We start from the raw sequence: 21,398 nt of genomic DNA on the forward strand, positions 1-21,398 counted from the left end.
TCACCTTAGGCATAAAAAATGCGGAAAAATACCAACTCCCAAGCTTAACCAGTTCCGTACTCACTCGCAGACCGCGTTGAGTACGGAAAACTAGTGCCCAAGGAAAGACAGCACGGAGGCAGCCCCAGCGCGGGTAGCTGAGCGCATGGTGGGCTCATAGTCCGGGAGGAACGTGGACTGATGGTTGACCGGCGGGTTGCCTAGGAGGTCCTCCGGCGTGGAACCGATGAACCAGAAGTAGTACGGCACGCCCCAGGCCTGCGGGAGGTAGCAGAAATCCTCGGACACGGTGGAGGGCGTGGCAGTGACGGAGAGATCACCGAAGACCGCGTCGAAGGCCGAGCGAACGGTTTCATGTGCGGCGGCGTCGTTGTCGGTGACTTCGCCGTGGGCGAAATACTCGAAGGTAGGTTCAGCGGGGCATCCGCTTGCTTCACATTCAGCGCGCACCATGCGCTCGAGGGAGGCGTAGACTCGCTTGGCCAACTCCGGCTTGTAGTAACGGGTGTTGAGCACCAGCTCGGCGCTGCCCGGAATGATGTTGTTCTTATCGCCCGAGTGCAGCTCGCCTACCGAGATGACGAAGAAGTCATGGGGAGGTACTTCGCGGCCGACGATGGCTTGCAGGCGGGTTACCACCATGGCGGCCACGTAGGACGGATCGATGGCCTCATGCGGCATGGAGGCGTGCGCGGAGCGCCCCGTGATGCGGATGCGGAGGGAGTCGCAACCGGCCAGGATGGGGCCGGCGGTGGACTGCACTTGGCCGGCGGGGCCGGGCATGACGTGTTGTCCTAGGCAGACATCCGGGGTGGGGACTCGGTCGGTGAGTCCGTCAGCAATCATGTACTTGGCGCCCATGGATGATTCCTCCGCCGGCTGGAATAGTGCTAGGAAGGTGCCGCGCCAGGCCGCACGGTGGGCGTCGAGAATCGCGCACGCACCGAGCAGTGCGGTGGCGTGTACGTCGTGCCCGCACGCGTGCATTGCCCCGTTGGTGGCGGCGAAGGGCACGCCGGTTTCCTCGGCCACGGGGAGGGCATCAAAGTCGGCACGCATGAGGGCGGTGGGGCCGTCGCCATTGCGGAAGATAGCGACGATGCCGTGGCCGCCGATTCCGGTGACGAGCTCGCAGTCGTAGTTCTCTAGTTGTTCGAGGATGCGCCCGGCGGTGCGTTCCTCTTCGTGGGACAGCTCCGGGTGGGCATGCAGATCTTCGTAAAAGGCGCGTTGCCAGCTGAGATCAACGGCGTCCTCCGAAAGGAGTCCAGTCAGCGTGGAAAGTGTGGGATCTGCCATAGTTACCGTCCTTGAAGTTTGGGTAGGGTTACCTACATGCCAATGATTCACTTTGATGTTCTGGTGCCGGATGCCCAAGCGGAGCGTGTGGCCGAAATCTTTAGCACTGCCACCCGTAAGTTGGTGGAAAACAACTCGCTGGCCTCTGCAGAGGTTACTCGTGTGCCTGAGCCTGTATTCCCAGAGGGGTTGGAAGAACAGCTGCGCCAGACTTACCGTGAGGAACACGAAGAGCGGGACCTGGAGGGGGCAAACGTGTATCGCTACGCCATCGCCGTCGATGGCGTGACGGGGTCCGTTAACCAGCTGACGATGGTCCTCGCGCGCCTGCTGACCCCGCATGCGGTGCTACCGAAGGATCATGTGTTGCTGGAAGATGAGCTCGCCCACGAGCGCCCGGCTATCTTCCCGTGGGCGGTGCAGGTAGCCCCTTAGTCCCACAGAAAGCTCTAATTCTGCAGGAAGTTCAGCACAAGACGCTCGGCCGCGGCGCTCAGTTGCTCGGCCACGCTAGCGTGCGCGTCGCCGTCGAGCTCTTCGAGTAGCGCGCCCTGCGGTGCCGGGGCGGTAGCGGAGCCGGCGATGATGCCGAGAGTGGGCGGTCCAGTGAGCTCGGCCAGCGTGCCTACCACCTTTCCGGTGAGTGATTGTTCGTCGAAGCGGCCTTCGCCGGTCAGGACGAGGTCCGCCTCGGCGATGCGGGCGGGAAGATCGAGGGCCTCAGCTACATAGCGGCCGCCCGGCACGATGCGGCAGTGCTCCGAGGTGCCCCAGAGTGTGCGCGAAAGCCAGCTCAGGGCGATGGGGATACCGCCGGCGGCACCAAAGAACTCGGCCTCCGGATCGGTGTCCGTGACCTCGCACAATCGCAGCATCGCGCCGGCCAGGAGCGCGACCTGGTCGCCCTTGGCCCCCTTCTGCGGCCCATACATTGTTGCGGCCTGGATGGGCACGGCGCGGGTATCGGTGACCAAAGTGTAGTCCAACATGGCCGCCTTCATGTTTAGTTGCGCCGTGTCGATGTGGTCGAGGTTGACCAGCGGAGCACCCCCTTTGGGGAGGGCATAGCCGCGGGCATCGTGTGCGGCGGCGCCGAGTGCGGCGAGGATGCCGAGCCCGCCGTCGATGCTGGCGCTACCGCCGAGGCCGAGAACGATGTGCTTGGCGCCGCGCGATTCGGCATCGGCCACCAACACGCCCGTGCCATAGGAGTCCGCATGCAGCGGGTCGAGGGCATCGGAGACAGCAGGCAGCCCAGTGGCGGCGGCGACGTCGATGAAGGCTGTATCGCCGACGAGCTGATAGCTGGCCTCGGTGAGGCGTCCAACAGCATCGGTAGTTGGCAGCGTAATGGTCTGGCCCGCAGTGCCGTGGCGAGCCACGGCGGCACTAGCGAGAACCTCCGCGGTTCCCTCGCCACCATCGGCCGTGGGAAGGGCATGTACCTTCGCCGTGTCGGCATACGGGGAGGAGCTCAGCGCGCGGCGCGCGCCGAGTGCAATGGCAGCAGCGGCTTCGGCGGCGGTGGCGGTGCCTTTAAAGGAATCGGGGGCAACAAGAATGCGCATGTTCACGAGTATATGGCAGAGATGTGAGAAAAAATTTTCGCGCTCTGACCAGCCTTTAAGGCGCGCCGCAGTACGGACGTCTTGCAATTTAGGTCAATTGATAGAAAACTATCGTTTGTTCAATGGATGACGCACCGACCGCGAGGCACGGTGTCGAATGAAAGGATAGCCATGTCCATCGACCAGCAAATCTCCGACTATTACAGCAAGCTCCTCAAGCGTAATGCGGGCGAACCGGAATTCCACCAGGCGCTCGCTGAGGTGCTTGACTCCCTGAAGATCGTCCTCAACAAGGACCCGCACTATGCTGATTACGGCCTGGTCGAGCGTCTATGCGAACCCGAGCGCCAGCTCATCTTCCGCGTTCCATGGGTAGATGACAGCGGCCAGATTCAGGTTAACCGTGGCTTCCGCGTGCAGTTTAACTCCGCCCTCGGCCCCTACAAGGGCGGCCTGCGCTTCCACCCGAGCGTGAACTTGGGCATCATCAAGTTCCTCGGCTTCGAGCAGATTTTTAAGAACTCCCTGACCGGCCTGCCTATCGGTGGCGGCAAGGGCGGTTCCGACTTCGACCCGAAGGGTAAGTCCGATGCCGAGGTCATGCGCTTCTGCCAGTCCTTCATGACGGAGCTACACAACCACATCGGCGAATACCGCGATGTCCCGGCCGGCGATATCGGCGTGGGCGGCCGCGAAATCGGTTTCCTGTTCGGGCAGTACCGCCGGCTGGAAGGCAAGCATGAGTCTGGCGTTCTTACCGGCAAGGGTCTGTCCTGGGGCGGCTCCCTCGTGCGTACCGAGGCTACCGGTTACGGCCTGGTGTATCTGACCTCGGAAATGATGAAGACCCATGGTGAGTCCTTCGACGGCGCCAAGGTTATTGTCTCCGGCTCCGGCAACGTCGCCATCTACGCTGCTGAAAAGGTGCAACAGCTCGGCGGTACCGTCGTCGCGATGTCTGACTCCTCCGGCTACATCACCACCCCGAACGGTGTGGACCTGGAGCTGCTCAAGGAGATTAAAGAAGTCCGCCGCGAGCGCATTTCCACCTACGCCGGCGAAGCGGGTGCGGGCGTGGAGTACCACGAAGGCGGCAACGTATGGGAGGTGAGCGCCGACGTTGCCCTGCCGTGCGCTACCCAAAACGAACTTGACGGTGACGATGCCAAGCTTCTGGTGAAGAATCAGGTCCGCTATGTTGCCGAAGGCGCGAACATGCCCTGTACCCCGGAGGCAGCGCACTACTTTGTGGAAAGCGGCATCGCCTTCGCGCCGGGTAAGGCCGCGAATGCGGGCGGCGTGGCGACCTCCGCGCTAGAGATGCAGCAGAATGCGTCCCGTGACTCCTGGTCCTTCGAATACACCGACCAGCGCCTGCACGAGATCATGTCCAACATCTTCCGCAACATTGACAAGACCTCCAAGGAATATGGCTTGGAGGGCGACTACGTTGCCGGCGCCAACATCGCAGGCTTCAAGAAGGTGGCCGACGCCATGCTGGCACAGGGCGTTATCTAGCCCCGCTCCTGTCCTCTATTGCCAGGTTGAGCCTCCCCGCCTAGCGGGGAGGTTTTCGCCGTTTTGCCCGCGTGGGATACGTGGTGGTGCGCTCTTGCTTGGATAGTCTGGTGCCATGTACCGCGTATTTGAGTCCCTCGATGAACTTGTTCGCAACCTGGAACAGGCCTATGCCGTTCCCATGACCTCCAATTGCATGGTTCCGCGCCACGAGATGCTGGCGCTTCTCGACGATCTCCGCAACGCCCTCCCCGTTGAAATGGATGATGCCCAAGATGTTCTGGACAAGCAGGATGAGATCCTGCAGGGTGCCGAGGAACGCGCGAACCAAATCATTTCCGATGCCAACGCAGAAGCCGATGACACGGTTACCCGTGCGCGCGAGGACTCCGACGCCATGCTGGCCGACGCCCAGCACCGCGCCACCACCATGGTGGCCCAGGCAGAAGATGAGGCCACCAACCTCGTAGAAAACGCGCGCTCTGATGCCGAGCGCACCCGCGCCCAGGCAGATGAGGAGTACCAGCGCACCGTTGCTGCGGGCCAAGCTGAGCAGGACCGTTTGGTCTCTGAATCCGAAGTTGTGCGCCGCGCCGACGACGAAGCGCACCGCATCGTGGAATCCGCCCACTCCGAATCCAACCGACTGCGCACCGAGTGCGATGAATTCGTCGACGCCAAGCTGGCGGAATTCGAAACCACCTTGTCGGATCTCCTACGCACCGTCAACAACGATCGCTCTGCCCTGCGGCGAGGCGCCGGTGTGCGCTCCCGCGGGGAGTCCCGCGGCGAGGGGCGCACTAGTGCGCGCGAACACCGCGAGCCGGGGCGCCGTGCCCCTCGCGCGCCCCGCGACTACTAACGTGAACTAACGCGCGTGCCTCCTCCGCGCGGCGGATACGGGCGGCTTCCTTAGCTGACATGGTGCTCAGTGCCGCGGCAAGTCCGGCGGAGATGAGGCCTGGGAGTGCATAGAGCAGCCACATGATGCCGAAATTCGTGTCTACGGCGTGGGGTTCTGAGAGAGGGCCCCAGGCGGCGTCGGCAAGCATCAGCAACACATCCACCGCCCCGACGGTGAGCATCATCAATCCAATCCCCATGCTGGCGGCCGAAAAGGACTCCCGCGCGCCCCACGCGATGAGCGCAGCAAAAAGCGAGAACAGCGCTGAAGAAATAATGACAATTGGCCCAAAGTGCAGGGGGAGAAGAGACACGGCGCCGACGATCACACCTGCGAGGGCACTGGCGAGAGCCACGCGGTGCAAGGAAAGGCCGGCATCGCCAAAGATGCTGGGGCGGTGTCGAGTGATGACGTGGCGGCATGCCACCCCGGCAACGGCCAGTGCTACGGCGGGGACAAGGCACTGCAGCGGAAAGCTGAGTGCGAGGTCGCGTGCCGTGGCGGCCAGAGGCGCCGTGCCCGTAGCGGTGTAGCTCATGGGCCTTTAGGCTAAAAGCCTGAAGCGGAAGAATCGAGGCTTTTGTGCAAGTGCTTAAGTGGCTATGACCCTGCGTTCAGGTCCTTGCCAGTCTAGGGCGCAGGGGGCAGCACAGGGTAAGCTGGTGGGCGCTATGAAATCACCATTGAAGTTCGACGTGACGGAATTGCTCCGCAGCCAAGGAACCGAGGCGCTGCCTGAGCACCGCGTGCAGACCGGACCCGCGCCAGAGCGCATCGGCGTGGAAATGATCGGCATCCCGGAAGGCGCTGAAGTCACGGTGGAAGCCACCTTGACCCCGTTGGGCTCCGGCGTGTTGGTGGACGCTGATGTCACCGGCACCCTCAGCGGCGAATGCGCACGCTGCTTGGCTGAGCTACACCCAGAGATGGATCTCCACGTGTCCCAGGTGTTTTCCGCAGACGAATCCTTCGTCGGCGGGGATGAGATCGAGGAAGAGGATCGCGGTTCGGGCGATGAGGTACCCGAGATTCAGGACGGGATTCTTGACCTCCTGCAGACCGTGATCGATGAGGCAGGGTTGTCCCTTCCGTTTGCCCCAACGTGCGAAGGCGGCTGCGAGGTGGACGTGCCCGAAGGTGTGACCACGGGGGTATCCGGGGAAGAAGAACGCGTTGATCCGCGGTGGTCCGGGCTGGAGAAATTCCTATGAGCAAGAAGAAGAAACTGACCGGTGAGCAGGCCCTTGCCGCAGCATTCGCGGAGGTAGACCACGCCCCGTTGCTGAAAGCACTCGGCGTGGAGCTCAGCGATGAGCTGCTGTGTTTGGCGCTGACACACCGCTCCTTTGCTAATGAGAACGGGCACCTTCCCAACAATGAGCGCTTGGAGTTCCTGGGGGACGCGGTCTTGGGCTTGTCCGTCGCGGCCAAGCTCTACGACAAGTACCCCTCGCGCCCCGAGTCGGATATTTCCAAGATGCGCGCGTCCATCGTGTCGCGCTACGGGTTGTCTGACGTGGCCCGTGAGATTGGCGTGGGCGACCACATCTTGTTGGGCAAAGGCGAGCAAGCCACTGGAGGACGCGACAAGGATTCCATCTTGGCCGATACCACCGAGGCCATCCTGGGCGCTATTTACCGTCAACATGGCTTCGAGGTCGCCCGCGGGGTGGTGCTGAAGCTGTTCGCCGCCAAGATCGACAACGCCGTGGTGTCCGGTCGGCACATGGACTGGAAGACGACCTTGCAGGAGCTGTGCGCTGAGTTGAAGGCCGCGATGCCGGTCTATTCAGCCACGTCGACGGGTCCTGAGCACGATCAAACCTTCAACGCCGTGGCCACCGTGGCCGGTTTGACCGTCGGCCGGGGGACGGGCCACAACAAGAAGCTCGCTGAGCAGCAGGCGGCGGAGGAAGCGTGCCAAACCTTGCGTGAGACGCCGTTGCTGGTGCAGGGCACCGCCGGCAAAGAAAGCTAAAACACGAGGACTCGATGCCAGAACTTCCCGAAGTTGAGTCCGTCCGCCGCGGGCTCGAGCCTTATGTTGTGGGGCGCTCCTTCGCAGCAGTAGAGGTTCTCCACCCGCGCGCTAACCGGGGCCAGGAAGCGCCGCTGTCCGCGCTGCTGGTGGGCAGGAAGATTGCCGCGGTGGCGCGCCGCGGCAAGTTCATGTGGCTGGAGTTGGCCGACGAGGACCACACTGACCCGGCACGCGATGTGCTCTTCATCCACCTCGGTATGTCGGGGCAGGTGCGGATCGGTGAGGTAGATTCGCCGCATGTGCGTATCGCCGCCGTGCTTGACGACGCCACCCGCCTCAGCTTCGTGGACCAGCGCACCTTCGGCTATTGGCGTCTCGGGCCATGGCTGACCATGGCGCATATCGCTCCCGATCCTCTCGAAGCAGACTTTGACCTTACAGCGGCAGGGCGGCGCCTGCGCGCGAAGCGCACCGCGGTCAAGGTAGCTCTGCTCGACCAAACGGTGCTCAGCGGGGTGGGCAATATCTATGCCGATGAGGCGTTGTGGGCGGCCCAGATTTCTCCGCTCAAGAAGGCTAGCGCCCTGCGGCAGCGCGATGCCGTCGCGGTGATATCCGCGGCCGGTGATGTCATGCGCGCGGCGCTCGCCGTTGGCGGAACTAGCTTTGACGCGTTGTACGTCAACGTCAACGGTGAATCCGGATATTTTGACCGTTCCTTACATGCCTATGGCAGGGGTGGCCAGCCCTGCGATCGTTGCGGTGAGGAAATCGTGAAAACCGTGCTTGGCGGGCGTGGGACCCACTACTGCCCGTCCTGTCAGCGCCGCGGAGAGGGGAGGCTGCCCGCGGCCAACTAGGACGATTCTGGTGTGAGTTATTAATGTGTAACGCATGCAAGAATTCTTCAGCACCGTGATCGGTGTCATTAACGACAGCCTGTGGTCGTACGTCCTGCCTTGGCTGCTCATTGCCGCGGGCCTCTTCTTCGGTATCCGCACCGCCGTGGTGCAGGTCCGCATGGTGCCGGACATGTTCAAGGCGGTCGTCGAGAAGCCCAAGGGCGTCGGCGCCGATGAGGACGCCGACTACGGCGGAATCTCCGCCTTCAAGGCATTTACCATTTCAGCGGCCTCTCGTGTGGGCACCGGCAACGTTGCAGGCGTGGCCGTGGCTATTTCCGTGGGCGGGCCCGGCGCGGTGTTTTGGATGTGGCTCATCGCCATCCTGGGTGGTGCGACAGCATTCGTGGAGTCGACCCTGGCGCAGCTGTGGAAGGTGCGTGAGGGGGATGCCTACCGCGGTGGCCCGGCCTATTACATGTCCCGTGGCTTGGGGTGGAAGCCTTTAGCAACCATCTTCTCCGTGGCCATCGCCATTACCTTTGGCTGGTTCTACAATGCGTTCCAGACCAACGCCATTTCTGACTCTCTGGCGGCCTCCTTCGGGCAGGATTCCGGTGCCTTCAAGGCAGGCGTGGGCGTTGCCGTCGTCGCCGTGTCCGGTCTCATCATCATCGGTGGCGTGCAGCGTATCGCCTCGATGACCCAGTTTATCGTGCCGTTTATGGCGGGCGCCTATCTCATCTTGGGCCTCATCGTCGTTATTGTGAACTTTGACAAGGTGCCGGACATGTTCGTCTCGATCGTGGGCTCCGCCTTTGGCTTCCGGGAAGCTGCCGGTGCCACCGTGGGCATGGCGATGCTCAAAGGTATCCAGCGTGGTTTGTTCTCCAACGAAGCGGGCGAAGGTTCGGCGCCGAACGCTGCAGCGACGGCGACGGTGTCCCACCCCGTTAAGCAGGGTCTGGTGCAGACCCTCGGCGTGTACTTCGACACCCTGGTGGTGTGTACGATTACCGCCTTCATCATTTTGCTGGGTACCGAGTTCGAAAGCTTTGGCTCTGATGCGATTGAGGGCGTAACCCTGACCCAGAATGCGCTCTCCGGTGTGGTGGGCGAGTGGGGCATCCACTTCGTCACCTTCATCCTCTTCTTCCTCGCCTTCTCCTCGATTCTGGGCAACTACTACCTTGCCGAGTCCAACGTGGAGTACCTCTCTGAGAAGAAGTCGGTGCTGTGGATCTTCCGTCTCATCGTTCTGGCCTTCGTCTTCTACGGCGCGGTGGCCCCGCTGGGCACGGTGTTCGACCTGGCCGATACCGGCGCTGCCATCATGGTTCTGCTCAACGTGTGCGCCATCGTGCCGCTGTCGGGCGTGGCCATCAAGCTGTTGAAGAACTACAACGAGCAGCGCCGCAAGGGCCTGGATCCGGTCTTCCACCGTGATATGCTGCCGGAACTGCAGAACGTCGAGTGCTGGGATGGCACGGATCCGGTAACCCGCCGCAGCGCGGAGGACCGCCGCCGTCTCAAGCACGAGCACGACTTGGGTGACCGCACGAACTTGAGGGAGTACTAGATGACGCAGCAGGCAGCGGCCACAGGGAATGAGCGGCTCACGGCTTTCGTCCATGGCCACGTCCAAGGCGTGGGCTTTCGCTGGTGGACGCGTTCCCGGGCACTCGAACTAGGGCTGGCAGGACACGCGACGAACCTGCAGGATGGCCGCGTCCAGGTGGTTGCTGAAGGGCCGCGTGCTGATTGCGAGAAGCTGCTGGCCTTGCTGCGTGAAGAACCGTCGACCACCCACCGCCCAGGCGTAGTGAACGCCGTGGTGGAGCAGTGGGCCGCACCGCGCGGTGAGTCGGGCTTCATCGAGCGCTAAACTAAACCGAATGCACCTCAAATCGCTCACGCTCAAAGGATTCAAGTCCTTCGCGTCCGCGACGAACCTGAAATTCGAGCCCGGCATCTGCGCCGTGGTGGGCCCAAACGGCTCGGGTAAATCGAACGTCGTCGATGCGCTCGCGTGGGTCATGGGTGAAGGCAGCGCCAAGACGCTGCGCGGCGGCAAGATGCAGGACGTCATCTTTGCCGGCGCCGGGGACCGCAAGGCCCTCGGCCGCGCCGAGGTTACGCTGACGATTGACAATTCCGATGGCGCCTTGCCCATCGAGTATTCGGAGGTCTCCGTCACCCGCCGCATGTTCCGGGATGGCGCGAGCGAATATGAGATCAATGGGGCGAAGGCGCGCCTCATGGATATTCAAGAGCTGCTGTCTGATTCCGGCATTGGCCGCGAGATGCACATCATCGTCGGCCAGGGAAAGCTGGCAGAGATTCTGGAATCCCGCCCGGAGGATCGCCGCGCCTATATCGAAGAAGCCGCGGGCGTGCTGAAACACCGCCGCCGCAAGGAAAAAGCGCAGCGCAAGCTGACCGGCATGCAGGCCAACCTGGATCGCCTGCAGGACTTGACCGATGAGCTGGGCAAACAACTCAAGCCCTTGGCGCGCCAAGCGGAGGCCGCCCAGCGCGCAGCAACCGTGCAGGCGGATTTGCGGGATGCCCGCCTGCGTCTTGCCGGCGACCGCGTGGTGCGGTTGCGCGCGACATTCGACGACGCTGAAAAGCGCGCGGCGGTGCTCGCCGAGCAGGTCGAGGAAGTGACAGCCCAGCTGGAAGAAGCGACCGAAATCCAGCTCGAGGTAGAAGCCGAGCTGGGGGATGTCACTCCGCGCGCGGAGGCCGCGCAGAAGCTGTGGTTCGAGCTCTCGACGCTGTCGGAGCGTATCTCCGCCACGCAGCGCATCGCGGCCGAGCGCGCCAGCAACGTTGGCTCACAGGTGGCCTACGCGGGCCAGGATCCGGATGAGTTGGAGGCACGCGCCCAGCGGGCCGACGAGGAGCACGAAGAGTTGCTGGCCGCGGCCGAGGAGGCGGCGGAGCGTCTGGAATCGATCCGGGAGGAAGTGGCTGAGCGCCGGGAAGCCTTCGAGGCCGCCGATAAGGAACACATGGCGCAGCTGCGCGCCATTGCGGATCGCCGCGAAGGCGTGGTTCGCCTCATCGCCGCTGAGGAGAACTTAGCCGGTCAAGTAAGTTCCGCGGAGTCCGAGTTGGCGCGGCAGGAAGAGACGCTGGCGAACACGAAAGCCCGTACCAGGGGAGCACAGGCGGAAGCTGATGAGGTGGCGGACAAGCTGGAGCACCTGGCCGCCGAGCGTGAGCCACTGGAGGAAGCGCATGTGCGCGCGGCCAGCGAATCCGCAGCGGCCGATAAACGCTTGGAACAGCTGCGTGACGCACAGCGGCAACACGAGCGCAGCGTGTACAGTTTGCGCGCTCGGATCGATACCCTGGGCCAGACCGTTCCAGAAGCACTGGATCTCGGTGAGGGCTTTAAACCTCTCGCGGAGTTCATCTCCACGCGTTATGAGACGGCCGTTGCGGCAGCACTCGGCTCCTTTGCCGAAGCCCAAGCCGGCGCGGTGAGCGGGGACATCGTGCGTGATCTCGCTGCGGCGAGCCGCACGCCGCTGATCGACGTCGCCGCGGAACCCACCGGTTCAGCCTGGCGCCTTGACGCGGACTTGCCCTCCGGGGCGAGCTGGCTGCTGGACCAGATGGTCTTGGTTCCAGAAGTCTCAGCGGCGGTGACGCGCTTGCTCTCCGACGTGGTCCTCGTCGATGACTATGCCGCAGCCCGCGAGCTCATCGCGGAGGATCCGCGCCTGCGAGCTGTGACCCCTGAGGGCCTGCTCGTCGGCGAAGGTTGGGTAGAGGCCGGAACTGGAGCTGCCTCGACGGTGGAGGTGAGCGGCCAGATTACGGAGGCCGAGCAACAGCTGGAGACCGCCACCCATGAGCTGGAAGAACTATCCGGCACGCTGGAAGGCGCGAAGCTGGCGGCGGACGATGCGCGCGTTGGTGCGGCGAGCGCCAAGGCCGCGCTACGGGAACACGATCACGAGTTAGAGGCGTGGAAGCGCGATCACCAGCGCTTGCTCAAGCAGTACGAAGCAAACAAGGCTGAGCACGAAAAGGCCGCCGCCCGCGCCACGGATATCGAGGTGCAGTTGGCCCGCCTACGCGAGGAACTGGCGGAGGCGCGTGACCGCTTGTCGCGCGTGGACGCTGAAGAGCAGGCTGATGAACCCTCCTCGGTGGAACGCGATGCTGCCTCGACGGCCCTGGAACAGGTCAAGGCCATGGAGGTGGAGGCCCAGCTGGCGGCCCGCAGCGCCGAAGAGAAGGTCGGCCAGGCGGCCGGCAGGGGAGAGGCTCTGCGGCGCCAAGCCCAGCACGAGCGCCAGGCCAAAGCTCGCCACGATCAGGCCATGGCCCGCCGGCAAGCGCAGGCGAGGTTGGCGGGGGCCGTCGACAAGCATGCCCAAGATTTGGCCGCCCGGACCGCGCAGGCACTCGAGCGGGCCGCCGAGGAACGCGATGAGCTGGTCACCCAGCGCGGCGTGCTGCAAGGCCGTGCACAATCGGCGAAGCAAGCGGTCTCCTCGACCCGCCAGCAGCTGGATCGCTTGACCGACTCCGCGCATAACTCCGAGATCGCCCGCAGCCAGGCGCAGGTGCGCGTGGATGAGGCCGAGGAAAAAATCGTGGAGCAGCTCGGCATTGCGATTCCCGACCTGCTCAAGGACTACACCCCGGGGGAGGATTTCGATCGTTCCGCCGAAACTAAGCGGTTGAAGCAAGCCGAGAAGGACCTCAATTCCTTGGGTAAGGTCAACCCGCTGGCCTTGGAGGAGTACAAGGCACTGGAGGAGCGCTATAGCTTCCTGTCCACGCAGCTGGACGATGTCATCCAAGCGCGCAAGGATCTGACTGGCGTTATCGAAGATGTGGACGCGCAGATCCTGCAGCTGTTCACGGATGCCTGGCACGACGTGGAAGCGGAGTTTCCCAAGGTCTTCCAGACGCTGTTCCCCGGAGGCGAGGGTCGCCTCATCCTCACGGAGCCGGATGACATGCTGGCTACCGGCATCGAGGTGGAGGCCCGCCCGCCGGGTAAGAAGGTGAAGCGCTTGTCGCTGTTGTCTGGCGGCGAGAAGTCCTTGACAGCCCTGGCTATGCTCGTGGCGATTTTCCGCGCGCGCCCATCGCCGTTCTACGTCATGGACGAGGTGGAAGCCGCGCTTGACGACGTCAACCTGCGCCGTCTCATCGCCCTTTTCGAGGAGCTGCGTAAAGATTCTCAGCTCATCGTCATCACCCACCAGAAGCCGACGATGGACGTGGCCAACGTGCTGTATGGCGTCACGATGCGCGGCGATGGCGTGACGCGCGTGATTTCGCAGCGCATGTCCCGCGCCGGTGAGGCGCCGGGCACAGCACAGGCGGCGGAGGATGCGACGCGCCTCGGCGTCGACGCCCCGCGCTAGGGCGGGGCTTGCGCCCAGCACTTTTCACCCTCCTTGTCGTGCCGTACGTGGACAACCCTGGCACTATGGAAGGCATGAATACTACTTTTATGTGGATTGCGATAGCAGTCATCGTCCTGATTCTGCTCGTGGTCTTGTTCGTTGTCCTAGGCAAGAAGCGCGGCGAATCAAAGAAGGTCTCCTTTGAAAAGCCCGTGGAGGAGCCGAAGGAGCTGACCCAGCAGCAGAAGTCCGGCAACTACCAAGCCAAGTCTGGCTTTAACTTTGCCCCTGCAGGCGGCGGTGCAACTAAGGAGCCTGTCACCGCCTCGAAGCCCGAGCAGCCGGCGCCACAGCCGCCAGTTGCCGAGCAGCCCGCGCAGGCCCCGGCTGAGCCCAAGCCCAAGCCTGAGCCGCAGGCGGAGCAGCGTGATGCCACTGAGCTGGCGAATGCTCAGCTCAAGGGTGAAGAGGAGACCCCGAAGGCAGCGAAACCTGCGGCGGAACCGAAGCCTCAGGCAGAGCCTAAGCCGGAACCCGTCGGAGACGCGAAGCCGGTGAGCGAGCCGGAACCGGCTGCGCAGAACGAACCGGCAAAGGAAGAAGAGGATAAGGATTCTTCCGCTGGTGTAGCCGCTGCAGGAGCTGCGGGCGCTGCCGCCGCTGGTGCTGCCGTATCCGGCGCCGCTGCTGTTGACAAGGATGACGAAGACACGGAAGAGGATGTCCCGGCCACCGAACAAGAGATTGCCGAACCGGAGATTGCTGAACCGGAGCCGGTAGTTGAAACTCCGAAGGTAGAGGAGGAACCGGAGGTACCTGAGGCTCCGGCCGAGTCTAAGGAAGCCGAAGCAGAGGAGGCCGCCGCGGCAGCGGGGGCGCAGGCGGCGTCGGCAAGCGCGGCACTCGAGGCTGAGCCGGAGGAGCTCGAAGTATCCGACGACGCCGAGGTTGTCGAGGCCCCGGCAGCCCAGCCGCAGGAGGACATTGCGCCGGCTGCCGGCCGCTTGGGCAAGCTGCGCGGGCGTCTGTCGCGCTCGCAGAACGCCATTGGCCAAGGCCTCATGGGCATTCTTTCTGCTGGTGACCTTGATGATGATGCCTGGGAGGAAATCGAAGACACCCTCATCATGGCGGATCTGGGTACGAAGTCCACCATGCAAGTTACCGACTCCCTGCGTGACAAGATTGCAGAGCGCGGAGTCAGTTCTGAGGCCGAAGCGCGTGCGATGCTGCGCGAGGCCCTCATCGAGGTGGGCCACCCGGAGATGGACCGTTCTATCAAGGCCATGCCGAATGAAGGCAAGCCGGCCGTCATTATGGTCGTCGGCGTCAACGGCACCGGCAAGACCACCACGACCGGCAAGCTGGCCCGCGTGCTCGTGTCCATGGGGCACAACGTCTTGCTCGGCGCGGCGGATACTTTCCGTGCAGCGGCTGCGGACCAGCTGGAGACCTGGGGCCGTCGCGTGGGCGCTACGACTGTCCGCGGCAAGGAAGGCGCGGACCCGGCCTCCGTGGCCTTTGATGCCGTGGCCGCTGGCGTTGACCAGGGCGTCGACGTTGTTCTCGTTGACACCGCTGGCCGTCTGCACACCTCCGTGGACCTCATGGACCAGCTGGGCAAGGTCAAGCGCGTGGTGGAGAAGAAGACCGAGGTTGATGAGGTCCTGCTTGTACTGGATGCGACGGTGGGGCAGAACGGCCTGACCCAGGCCCGTATCTTCCGTGATGTTGTTGATATCACCGGCGTTGTCCTCACGAAGCTGGATGGCACCGCCAAGGGCGGCATCGTCTTCCAGGTGCAGGAGGAACTGGGCGTGCCGGTCAAGCTCGTGGGCCTCGGCGAGGGTGCAGATGACCTCGCGCCGTTTGAGGTTGAAGGATTTGTTGATGCCTTGCTGGGGGAGAAGTAAGTCCTTATAGATCCCTGGGCTAGACCTAAGTTCTTTCGAGACGTAGCGCCTCCTTTGTGGGGCGCTTTCGTCGTTTTCGTCCCATTAAAGATGTGCTTTGGGGGAGGTCACAATGATACTCTGGGAAAGTCCTGTCTATGTGAGGCTGATTAAACAGCCCTAACAACGGTTCGTGAGGCTACTCTTCCGTGACACTCCTGTATGTTGTCCTCCTCGCAGCTGTCGCAGTGGCGCTTGCACCAGTAGCCGTCAAGGTTGCTGATCGCGCAGCCGGCTACCCGCTAGCCGGCATTTTTATTGTCGCCGCGGCACTGTTGGCTAAAGAATTTCCGGCGCTTGCCCGTGGCGAAGAACTGACCTATTCCGTGACGTGGGTGCGTGACGTGATCGCGCCCGGTGTTGATGTCAACCTCGCCTTCCGCGGCGATGCACTCGGCATCTTCTTCGCCTTGCTGGCTCTCGTCATCGGTGCTGTGGTGTTTACCTATTCCGCGGCTTACCTGCCTAAAGGAAAAGGAAACGTCAGTTTTTATGTCCTGATGACCGCGTTTACGCTGTCGATTCTCCTGCTCGTGCTCGCTAACGACGTCGTGGTGCTCTTCCTTGCCTGGGAGCTGGTATCGCTGGCGTCGTTCATGCTCATTGCGCGCAGCGGTAAGTCAGGTGAGGCGGGTTCGCAGCGCACGTTGATCCTTACCTTCGTTGGCGGCCTCACCTTGCTATCGGGCGTGGCGATTGCTGCAACCGCAGCGGGGACGACGAACCTTGAGGGCATCTTGGCCTCCGACGTGTGGGCGGAGCGCCCAGGCCTGACCGCCGGGGTTGCCATTCTCATTGCGGTCTCGGCGTTTACCAAGTCCGCGCAGTTCCCCTTCCACTTCTGGCTGCCGGAAGCCATGGCGGCCGCGACGCCGGTCTCGGCCTTCCTGCACGCGGCAGCAGTGGTCAAGGCCGGTGTCTACCTCTTGATTCGCTTCTCCACCATCTTCCACGACGTTGCCGTGTGGAACTGGCTGCTCATCGTCGCCGGTATGGGTACCGCCGTGATGTCGGCGGTCTTCGCGGTGCAGAAGACGGACCTGAAGAAGCTCACGGCTTATTCCACCGTGTCCCACCTGGGTTGGATCGTGGCCACGATTGGTGTTGGCACGCCTTTCGCCATCGCGGCGGCCCTCGTGCACACGCTGGCGCACGCGCTGTTTAAGTCCTCCATCTTCATGCTCATTGGTGTCATCGACCACGAGGCCGGTTCCCGCGATATCCGCCGCCTCGGCGTGCTGTGGAACAAGATGCCGTGGACCTTCGGCTCCATGCTTATCGGTGCTGCCTCGATGGCGGCGGTCCCGCCGCTGTTCGGATTCGTGTCGAAGGAAGGAATGCTCACCGCCTTCGAGGAGGCACCAATTGGTTCTACCGGCCAGGCGCTGCTGCTCATCGTCGCCGGCGTGGGTGCGTTCTTCACGTTTACTTACTCCGCCAAGATCGTCTTCGGCGCCTTCTTTGATGGCCCGCGCAACATGTCGCATGTCCATGAGGCACCGGTGCGGTTGTGGCTGCCCGCGGCTCTGCCGGGTGTGATGTCGGTGCCGATCATTTTCGTCATGGGAGCGCTCGATAAGCCGCTCGATAACATCGTGGCGGCCATCGGTATGGAGGGCCATTCCCACCTCGCGCTGTGGCACGGGCTGAACGTCCCGCTGCTTATTTCTGTGGTGGTGCTGATCGCTGGCATCATCGCGTTGTTCTTCCGCGGGCCGCTGTGGACCGCGATGGAGGAGCGCCAGCTCCTGCCGCGCACCGGTAACCAGATTCTGAAGTGGATCCAGGATGTGTGCGCAGCCTTCGGCCGTTTCGTTGGCCGCATGTCCGATACCCACAACCCGTCGAAGCTGATCCTGCCGATCATCCTCCTAGTCATCATCCTTGCGGGCTCCACTCTGGTGTCCACGGGTGTCGACGGTGTGGCTCTCAACCCGCGCGTGGATGGCCTTGATAATCCGTGGGACCTGTTGCCGCTGGGCATCGTGGCGCTGTCCATGTTTGGTCTGGTGCGTACACGCAACCGCCTCACCGGTGCGGTCATGATTGGTACCGCGGGAACCGGCGTGACCTTGCAGATGTTCTTGCTCGGCGCACCCGACGTGGCCCTGACGCAGTTCACGGTGGAGGCGCTGTCCGTCATCGTCATGATGATGGTCCTGCGCTACCTGCCGGAGAAATTCCACCCAGTACAAAACAACAACCGCAAGGTGGGTTCCATTGTGGTGGCCGTGCTCGCTGGGCTCACCGCATTCCTGGGCGTGTGGGCGCTGATGGGCCGTCACGAGCGCTCGGATCTGGCCATGTGGTACCTCAACAACGCCCCGGATATCACTGGTGGCGACAACGTGGTGGCCACCATCATCGTGGAGTTCCGTGCACTCGATACCCTGGGCGAGCTTTCGGTGTTGGGCATGGCCGCCGTGGTTATCGCAGCGGTCACCTCGACGCTGCCGCGCTTCCCGTTCACCTCCGGCACACGCCCGGCTCCGTTCGGTCAGTCGCAGCTCAACTCGGTGCCGCTGCGCAAGGGCATTGCCGTGGCCATCCCAATCCTGGTGGTCATGTCCTTCATTGTCTTCTACCGCGGCCACCAGGCTTCCGGCGGCGGCTTCCCAGCGGCGCTCATCATGGGTGCTGCCATCGGCCTGACCTATCTGTCCCGCGGTACCGATGAGATTGTCTTCGGGCGCATGACTCCGATTCACCTCACCGGCGTGGGCATTATCGTGGCGCTGGTGGCAGGCTTCATCGGCTACATCCCGACGTCGCATAGCTCCGGTGGTTTCCTCACCGCCATCCATGGCCACGCCCTGGGGCAGCACTGGACGACGTCGCTCATCTTCGACCTCGGCATTTACCTCGCGGTGTTGGGCATGCTCACCATGGCCATCAACGCCTTGGGTGGCTACCTGCGCCCGGGCACCGAGCGGGACTACTTGCCGTGGGTTCATGACGATGATTCCGCGCTGCCGAATACCCCGCGCGTGGTCATGGAGGATGTCGACGACCCGTATCCCGAGTCCATCAACCCGTCTTCGGACCCAACGGCGTTGCTCAATGACTCCGAGGCACGCCACCGTGCGTCCTCGTCCCACCGAATCTCGGCTCAAGAGGAGAAGAACTCATGATCCTCGCACTGACCATTGCTTTGCTCATCGGTAGCGCCGTCTACCTCATCCAGCAGCGCGGCCTTGTGCACATCGTGCTGGGCATGATGGCCTTCGGCCACGGTGCCAACCTCATGCTCCTGGCCACCGGCGTGTACTCCTACCGCGGGGAGTCCTTTCCATCGCAGGTGGGCATGGACCAGATGGCGGACCCGCTGCCGCAGGCCTTTGTGCTGACCGCCGTGGTGATTTCCATGGCTACCTCGACCATCCTGCTGACCATGGCAGCGATGGGCGCGAACGACGACACGGATGTTGTTGAGCCGGTGGATGACAACACCATTGACCACGCTTTCTCCACGCTGGGACGCGACACCCAGAACCGGGAGATTCTGGAGCGCTCGGCTAACAAGATGGATCGTTTGAAAGAACTCGAACAAGAGGAGGACAACTAGATGTATGACACCGTAAGCGCCCTCCTCCCGCTCTTCCCAGCGGTTCCCCTCGTATCGGCGGCGCTGGCGCTCCTCGCGCCATGGAGCCGCGTGCGCGATGCCATCATGCTCATCGTTCCGGGCGTGGGTATTTTCGCCTCCTTTGCGCTGTTGCTCTACACCATGAGCAACGGAGTGGTGGCGCACAGTGTGGGTAACTACCTGGGCAACGCGGGTATTGCCTTCGCCGCCGATACGTTCTCGGCACTCATGCTCATTACGACGATGATCGTGGCCTTCGGTGCCAACTGGTTTGCCATCGTGGGCGGTGAGACCAAGTCTCGCTACTACCCGTCGCTGACACTAATCCTTATCACTGGTGTGTGTGGCGCCCTGCTCACCGCTGACCTCTTTAACTTCTTCGTGTTCATCGAGGTCATGCTGCTGCCGTCCTATGGCCTCATCACGATGTCCGGTACCTGGTCGCGCTTGGCTGCCGGCCGCGCCTTCGTGCTGGTGAACTTGTTCGCCTCCACGCTTTTGGTGGTCGGCGTGGGCTATATCTACTCGGTGACCGGCGTGGTCAACCTGGCGGCGCTCACGGGCGCTGCCGCCGGCAACGGCCCAGTGACGGTGGCCTCGGGCATCATCGTTATCGCCATCGCTGCGAAGGCCGGCGTGTTCCCCGTGCAGTCCTGGCTGCCACGGACCTACCCGGGAACATCGGCTGCGGTCATGGGCTTGTTCTCCGGCCTGCACACCAAGGTGGCGGTGTACATGCTCTACCGCCTGTGGGTGCAGCTGTTCGATATGGACCAGCGCTGGGGAACGCTCATCATCGTCATCATGATCATCTCCATGGTGGTGGGCTCCTTCGGTGGCTTGGCTGAGAACTCCATCCGTCGTGTGCTGGGCTACCAGATGCTCAACGGTATGCCCTTCATCCTGGTGATGATGGCCTTTACCACCCACGATGCACAACGCGCACTGGCCGCCGGAATCCTATACACCATTCACCACATGCTCACAGTGGGCTCCCTCATCTTGGCCTCCGGTGCCATTGAGGAGACCTACGGCACGGGCGGGCTCAATAAGCTTTCTGGCTTGGCGCGCCGCGATCCCATCATCGCGTGGATCTTCGCCGCCGGTGCCTTCTCTGTTGTGGGCTTCCCGCCCTTCTCCGGCATGTGGGGCAAGGTTCTCATCGTCGCGGAAGTCGCCCGCACCGGCGGGGGATGGGCATGGACCGTCATCGCGGTGATTATCATCGCCTCCTTCGCCGCGTTCCTGGCCATGCTGCGGGTGTGGCGTCGCGTCTTCTGGGGCAAGGATTTGCCCAAGGAGAAGGTGCCCGATGAGCTGGTGATCCGCAAGAAGCTGATGGCGCCCTCGGCCGCGCTCATCTTGGGCTCGCTGACCATGTTTATCCTCTCCGGGCCGGTCATTAGCATCACCATGGAAGCTTCTGCAGACTTGTTGGATACGGAGTCCTACGCACACGCTGTGCTTGGCGACGACCCCGTAGCCCTACCCGACATCGACTCCCTTCAGGAGGGCCGTTAAATGAAGACTGCGTTGCATGCCGTTGGCTACGCGTTGTGGCTGATCAAGGAAATCTTCGTCGCGGGCTTTTCACTGGCCGCGGAATCCTTCAAACCGCAGAACAATTACCGCCCCGTGGTGCTGCGATATCCCTTGCGCGTGACGAGCGCGTGGGAGATCTTCTGGTTCACCTCGTCCATTACCGCAACCCCTGGAACCTTGTCGCTGGGCTTGCGCGAGCCGATTGCGGAGGGTCTACCGCGTATCGTGCTGGTTCAAGCGGTCATGGGGGATGACCCAGCCAGTGTCATGGCGGATCTCGCGGACATGGAGGAGCGCCTCGCGCCACGGGTGAAGGGCATTGACTATGGCGTACCTGGCCAGGGCCCGACGGAGGAACTTGCCCCGACCTTCTACGAATACACGCTCGATACGCTGGGCCGTCACATGCGCGCACCGGACATCGCGAAGTCGGATGATACCCCGCTGGCCGCGCACGATGTGGAGAAGTATTCCGTGTGGCCCCTGCGCCAGGTCGCGCAGAACAAGGATGCCCGAAAGGATGATAAGTAATGATTGATTTTTCCTCGATGAGCGCCTTTCAATGGGTAGTTTTTGTCAGTATTTTCCTCATCGGCGCATCGGTGTGCGCGGCGTTGGTATTGGCGTTGCGCTCCCGTGATGAGCTCACCCGAACCGTGATGAGTGACATGGTCTTTTACGGCATGCTGTGCATGTATATTTCGTGGTCCATGACTAATCACGCGTCCATCGTCTATGACATCGCCATGCTCGCGGCTATTGCGGCCGGCGTGCTGCCGACGTTGTCGATGGCCCGCATCATCTCGAAGGGTAGGAGGTAAGACC

The 21,398-nt window shown here is 62.7% G+C and carries 18 protein-coding genes; 15 read left to right on the top strand and 3 right to left on the bottom strand.

Features of this window, described 5'->3' with window-relative positions:
* Positions 1-90: 90 nt before the first annotated feature.
* Positions 91-1,299, bottom strand: coding sequence for an amidohydrolase (locus QKE52_RS00820; RefSeq protein ID WP_070512564.1), 1,209 nt, complete (start codon positions 1,297-1,299; stop codon positions 91-93).
* A 36-nt stretch (positions 1,300-1,335) separates the two neighbouring features.
* Between QKE52_RS00820 and QKE52_RS00825 the strand changes: the two genes are divergently transcribed.
* Complete coding sequence (locus tag QKE52_RS00825) at positions 1,336-1,734, top strand: hypothetical protein (protein WP_046648013.1); 399 nt, start codon at positions 1,336-1,338, stop codon at positions 1,732-1,734.
* A 14-nt stretch (positions 1,735-1,748) separates the two neighbouring features.
* Here QKE52_RS00825 and QKE52_RS00830 read toward each other — a convergent pair whose 3' ends face one another.
* Positions 1,749-2,867 carry a glycerate kinase gene (locus tag QKE52_RS00830; protein ID WP_046648133.1) on the bottom strand — a complete coding sequence of 373 codons (1,119 nt, stop codon included), beginning with the start codon at positions 2,865-2,867 and terminating at the stop codon, positions 1,749-1,751.
* Positions 2,868-3,038: 171 nt separating this feature from the next.
* Between QKE52_RS00830 and gdhA the strand changes: the two genes are divergently transcribed.
* The gene (gene gdhA, locus QKE52_RS00835) at positions 3,039-4,385 is read left to right on the top strand and encodes an NADP-specific glutamate dehydrogenase (protein WP_070512568.1); all 1,347 of its coding nucleotides are present in this window, start codon (positions 3,039-3,041) and stop codon (positions 4,383-4,385) included.
* Positions 4,386-4,500: 115 nt separating this feature from the next.
* The gene (locus tag QKE52_RS00840; RefSeq protein WP_046648014.1) at positions 4,501-5,247 is read left to right on the top strand and encodes a DivIVA domain-containing protein; all 747 of its coding nucleotides are present in this window, start codon (positions 4,501-4,503) and stop codon (positions 5,245-5,247) included.
* On the opposite strand, the gene QKE52_RS00845 is transcribed toward QKE52_RS00840, so the two are convergent.
* Positions 5,186-5,827 (bottom strand): hypothetical protein, encoded by a 642-nt coding sequence (locus QKE52_RS00845; protein WP_246822464.1) that lies wholly within the window; start codon positions 5,825-5,827, stop codon positions 5,186-5,188. The two genes, QKE52_RS00840 and QKE52_RS00845, sit on opposite strands and share 62 nt — an antisense overlap.
* 133 nt (positions 5,828-5,960) lie before the next feature.
* On the opposite strand from QKE52_RS00845, the gene QKE52_RS00850 reads away from it, so the two are divergent.
* From QKE52_RS00850 to QKE52_RS00905, 12 genes are all read left to right on the top strand, one after another.
* On the top strand, positions 5,961-6,500 hold the full coding sequence (locus QKE52_RS00850) for a YceD family protein (RefSeq protein ID WP_070545716.1): 540 nt from the start codon (positions 5,961-5,963) through the stop codon (positions 6,498-6,500).
* Complete coding sequence (rnc, locus tag QKE52_RS00855) at positions 6,497-7,267, top strand: ribonuclease III (protein WP_070545719.1); 771 nt, start codon at positions 6,497-6,499, stop codon at positions 7,265-7,267. The genes QKE52_RS00850 and rnc overlap by 4 nt, the downstream gene beginning before the upstream one ends.
* 14 nt (positions 7,268-7,281) lie before the next feature.
* Positions 7,282-8,130, top strand: coding sequence for a bifunctional DNA-formamidopyrimidine glycosylase/DNA-(apurinic or apyrimidinic site) lyase (mutM, locus tag QKE52_RS00860; protein ID WP_347947858.1), 849 nt, complete (start codon positions 7,282-7,284; stop codon positions 8,128-8,130).
* A 34-nt stretch (positions 8,131-8,164) separates the two neighbouring features.
* Entirely contained in the window at positions 8,165-9,691 is a 1,527-nt protein-coding gene (locus QKE52_RS00865) for an alanine/glycine:cation symporter family protein (RefSeq protein WP_347947859.1), read from the top strand.
* Positions 9,692-9,997, top strand: coding sequence for an acylphosphatase (locus QKE52_RS00870; RefSeq protein ID WP_046648019.1), 306 nt, complete (start codon positions 9,692-9,694; stop codon positions 9,995-9,997).
* A gap of 10 nt (positions 9,998-10,007) precedes the next feature.
* Positions 10,008-13,511 (top strand): chromosome segregation protein SMC, encoded by a 3,504-nt coding sequence (gene smc, locus QKE52_RS00875; RefSeq protein ID WP_347947860.1) that lies wholly within the window; start codon positions 10,008-10,010, stop codon positions 13,509-13,511.
* Positions 13,512-13,585: 74 nt separating this feature from the next.
* A complete protein-coding gene (ftsY, locus tag QKE52_RS00880; protein WP_347947861.1) occupies positions 13,586-15,406 on the top strand; it encodes a signal recognition particle-docking protein FtsY in 1,821 nt (606 codons plus the stop codon).
* 188 nt (positions 15,407-15,594) lie between these two features.
* Complete coding sequence (locus tag QKE52_RS00885; protein WP_347947862.1) at positions 15,595-18,576, top strand: DUF4040 family protein; 2,982 nt, start codon at positions 15,595-15,597, stop codon at positions 18,574-18,576.
* On the top strand, positions 18,573-19,010 hold the full coding sequence (locus QKE52_RS00890; protein ID WP_010190439.1) for a cation:proton antiporter subunit C: 438 nt from the start codon (positions 18,573-18,575) through the stop codon (positions 19,008-19,010). Before QKE52_RS00885 ends, QKE52_RS00890 begins: the two co-directional genes overlap by 4 nt.
* Entirely contained in the window at positions 19,011-20,552 is a 1,542-nt protein-coding gene (locus QKE52_RS00895) for a monovalent cation/H+ antiporter subunit D family protein (protein WP_347947863.1), read from the top strand.
* On the top strand, positions 20,553-21,104 hold the full coding sequence (locus tag QKE52_RS00900) for a monovalent cation/H+ antiporter subunit E (RefSeq protein ID WP_347947864.1): 552 nt from the start codon (positions 20,553-20,555) through the stop codon (positions 21,102-21,104).
* Positions 21,104-21,394, top strand: coding sequence for a cation:proton antiporter (locus tag QKE52_RS00905; protein ID WP_046648024.1), 291 nt, complete (start codon positions 21,104-21,106; stop codon positions 21,392-21,394). The genes QKE52_RS00900 and QKE52_RS00905 overlap by 1 nt, the downstream gene beginning before the upstream one ends.
* The last annotated feature ends 4 nt before the right edge of the window (positions 21,395-21,398 follow it).

This window comes from Corynebacterium sp. c25Ua_47 (genome assembly GCF_039907205.1).
GTDB classification, from domain to species: domain Bacteria; phylum Actinomycetota; class Actinomycetes; order Mycobacteriales; family Mycobacteriaceae; genus Corynebacterium; species Corynebacterium hiratae.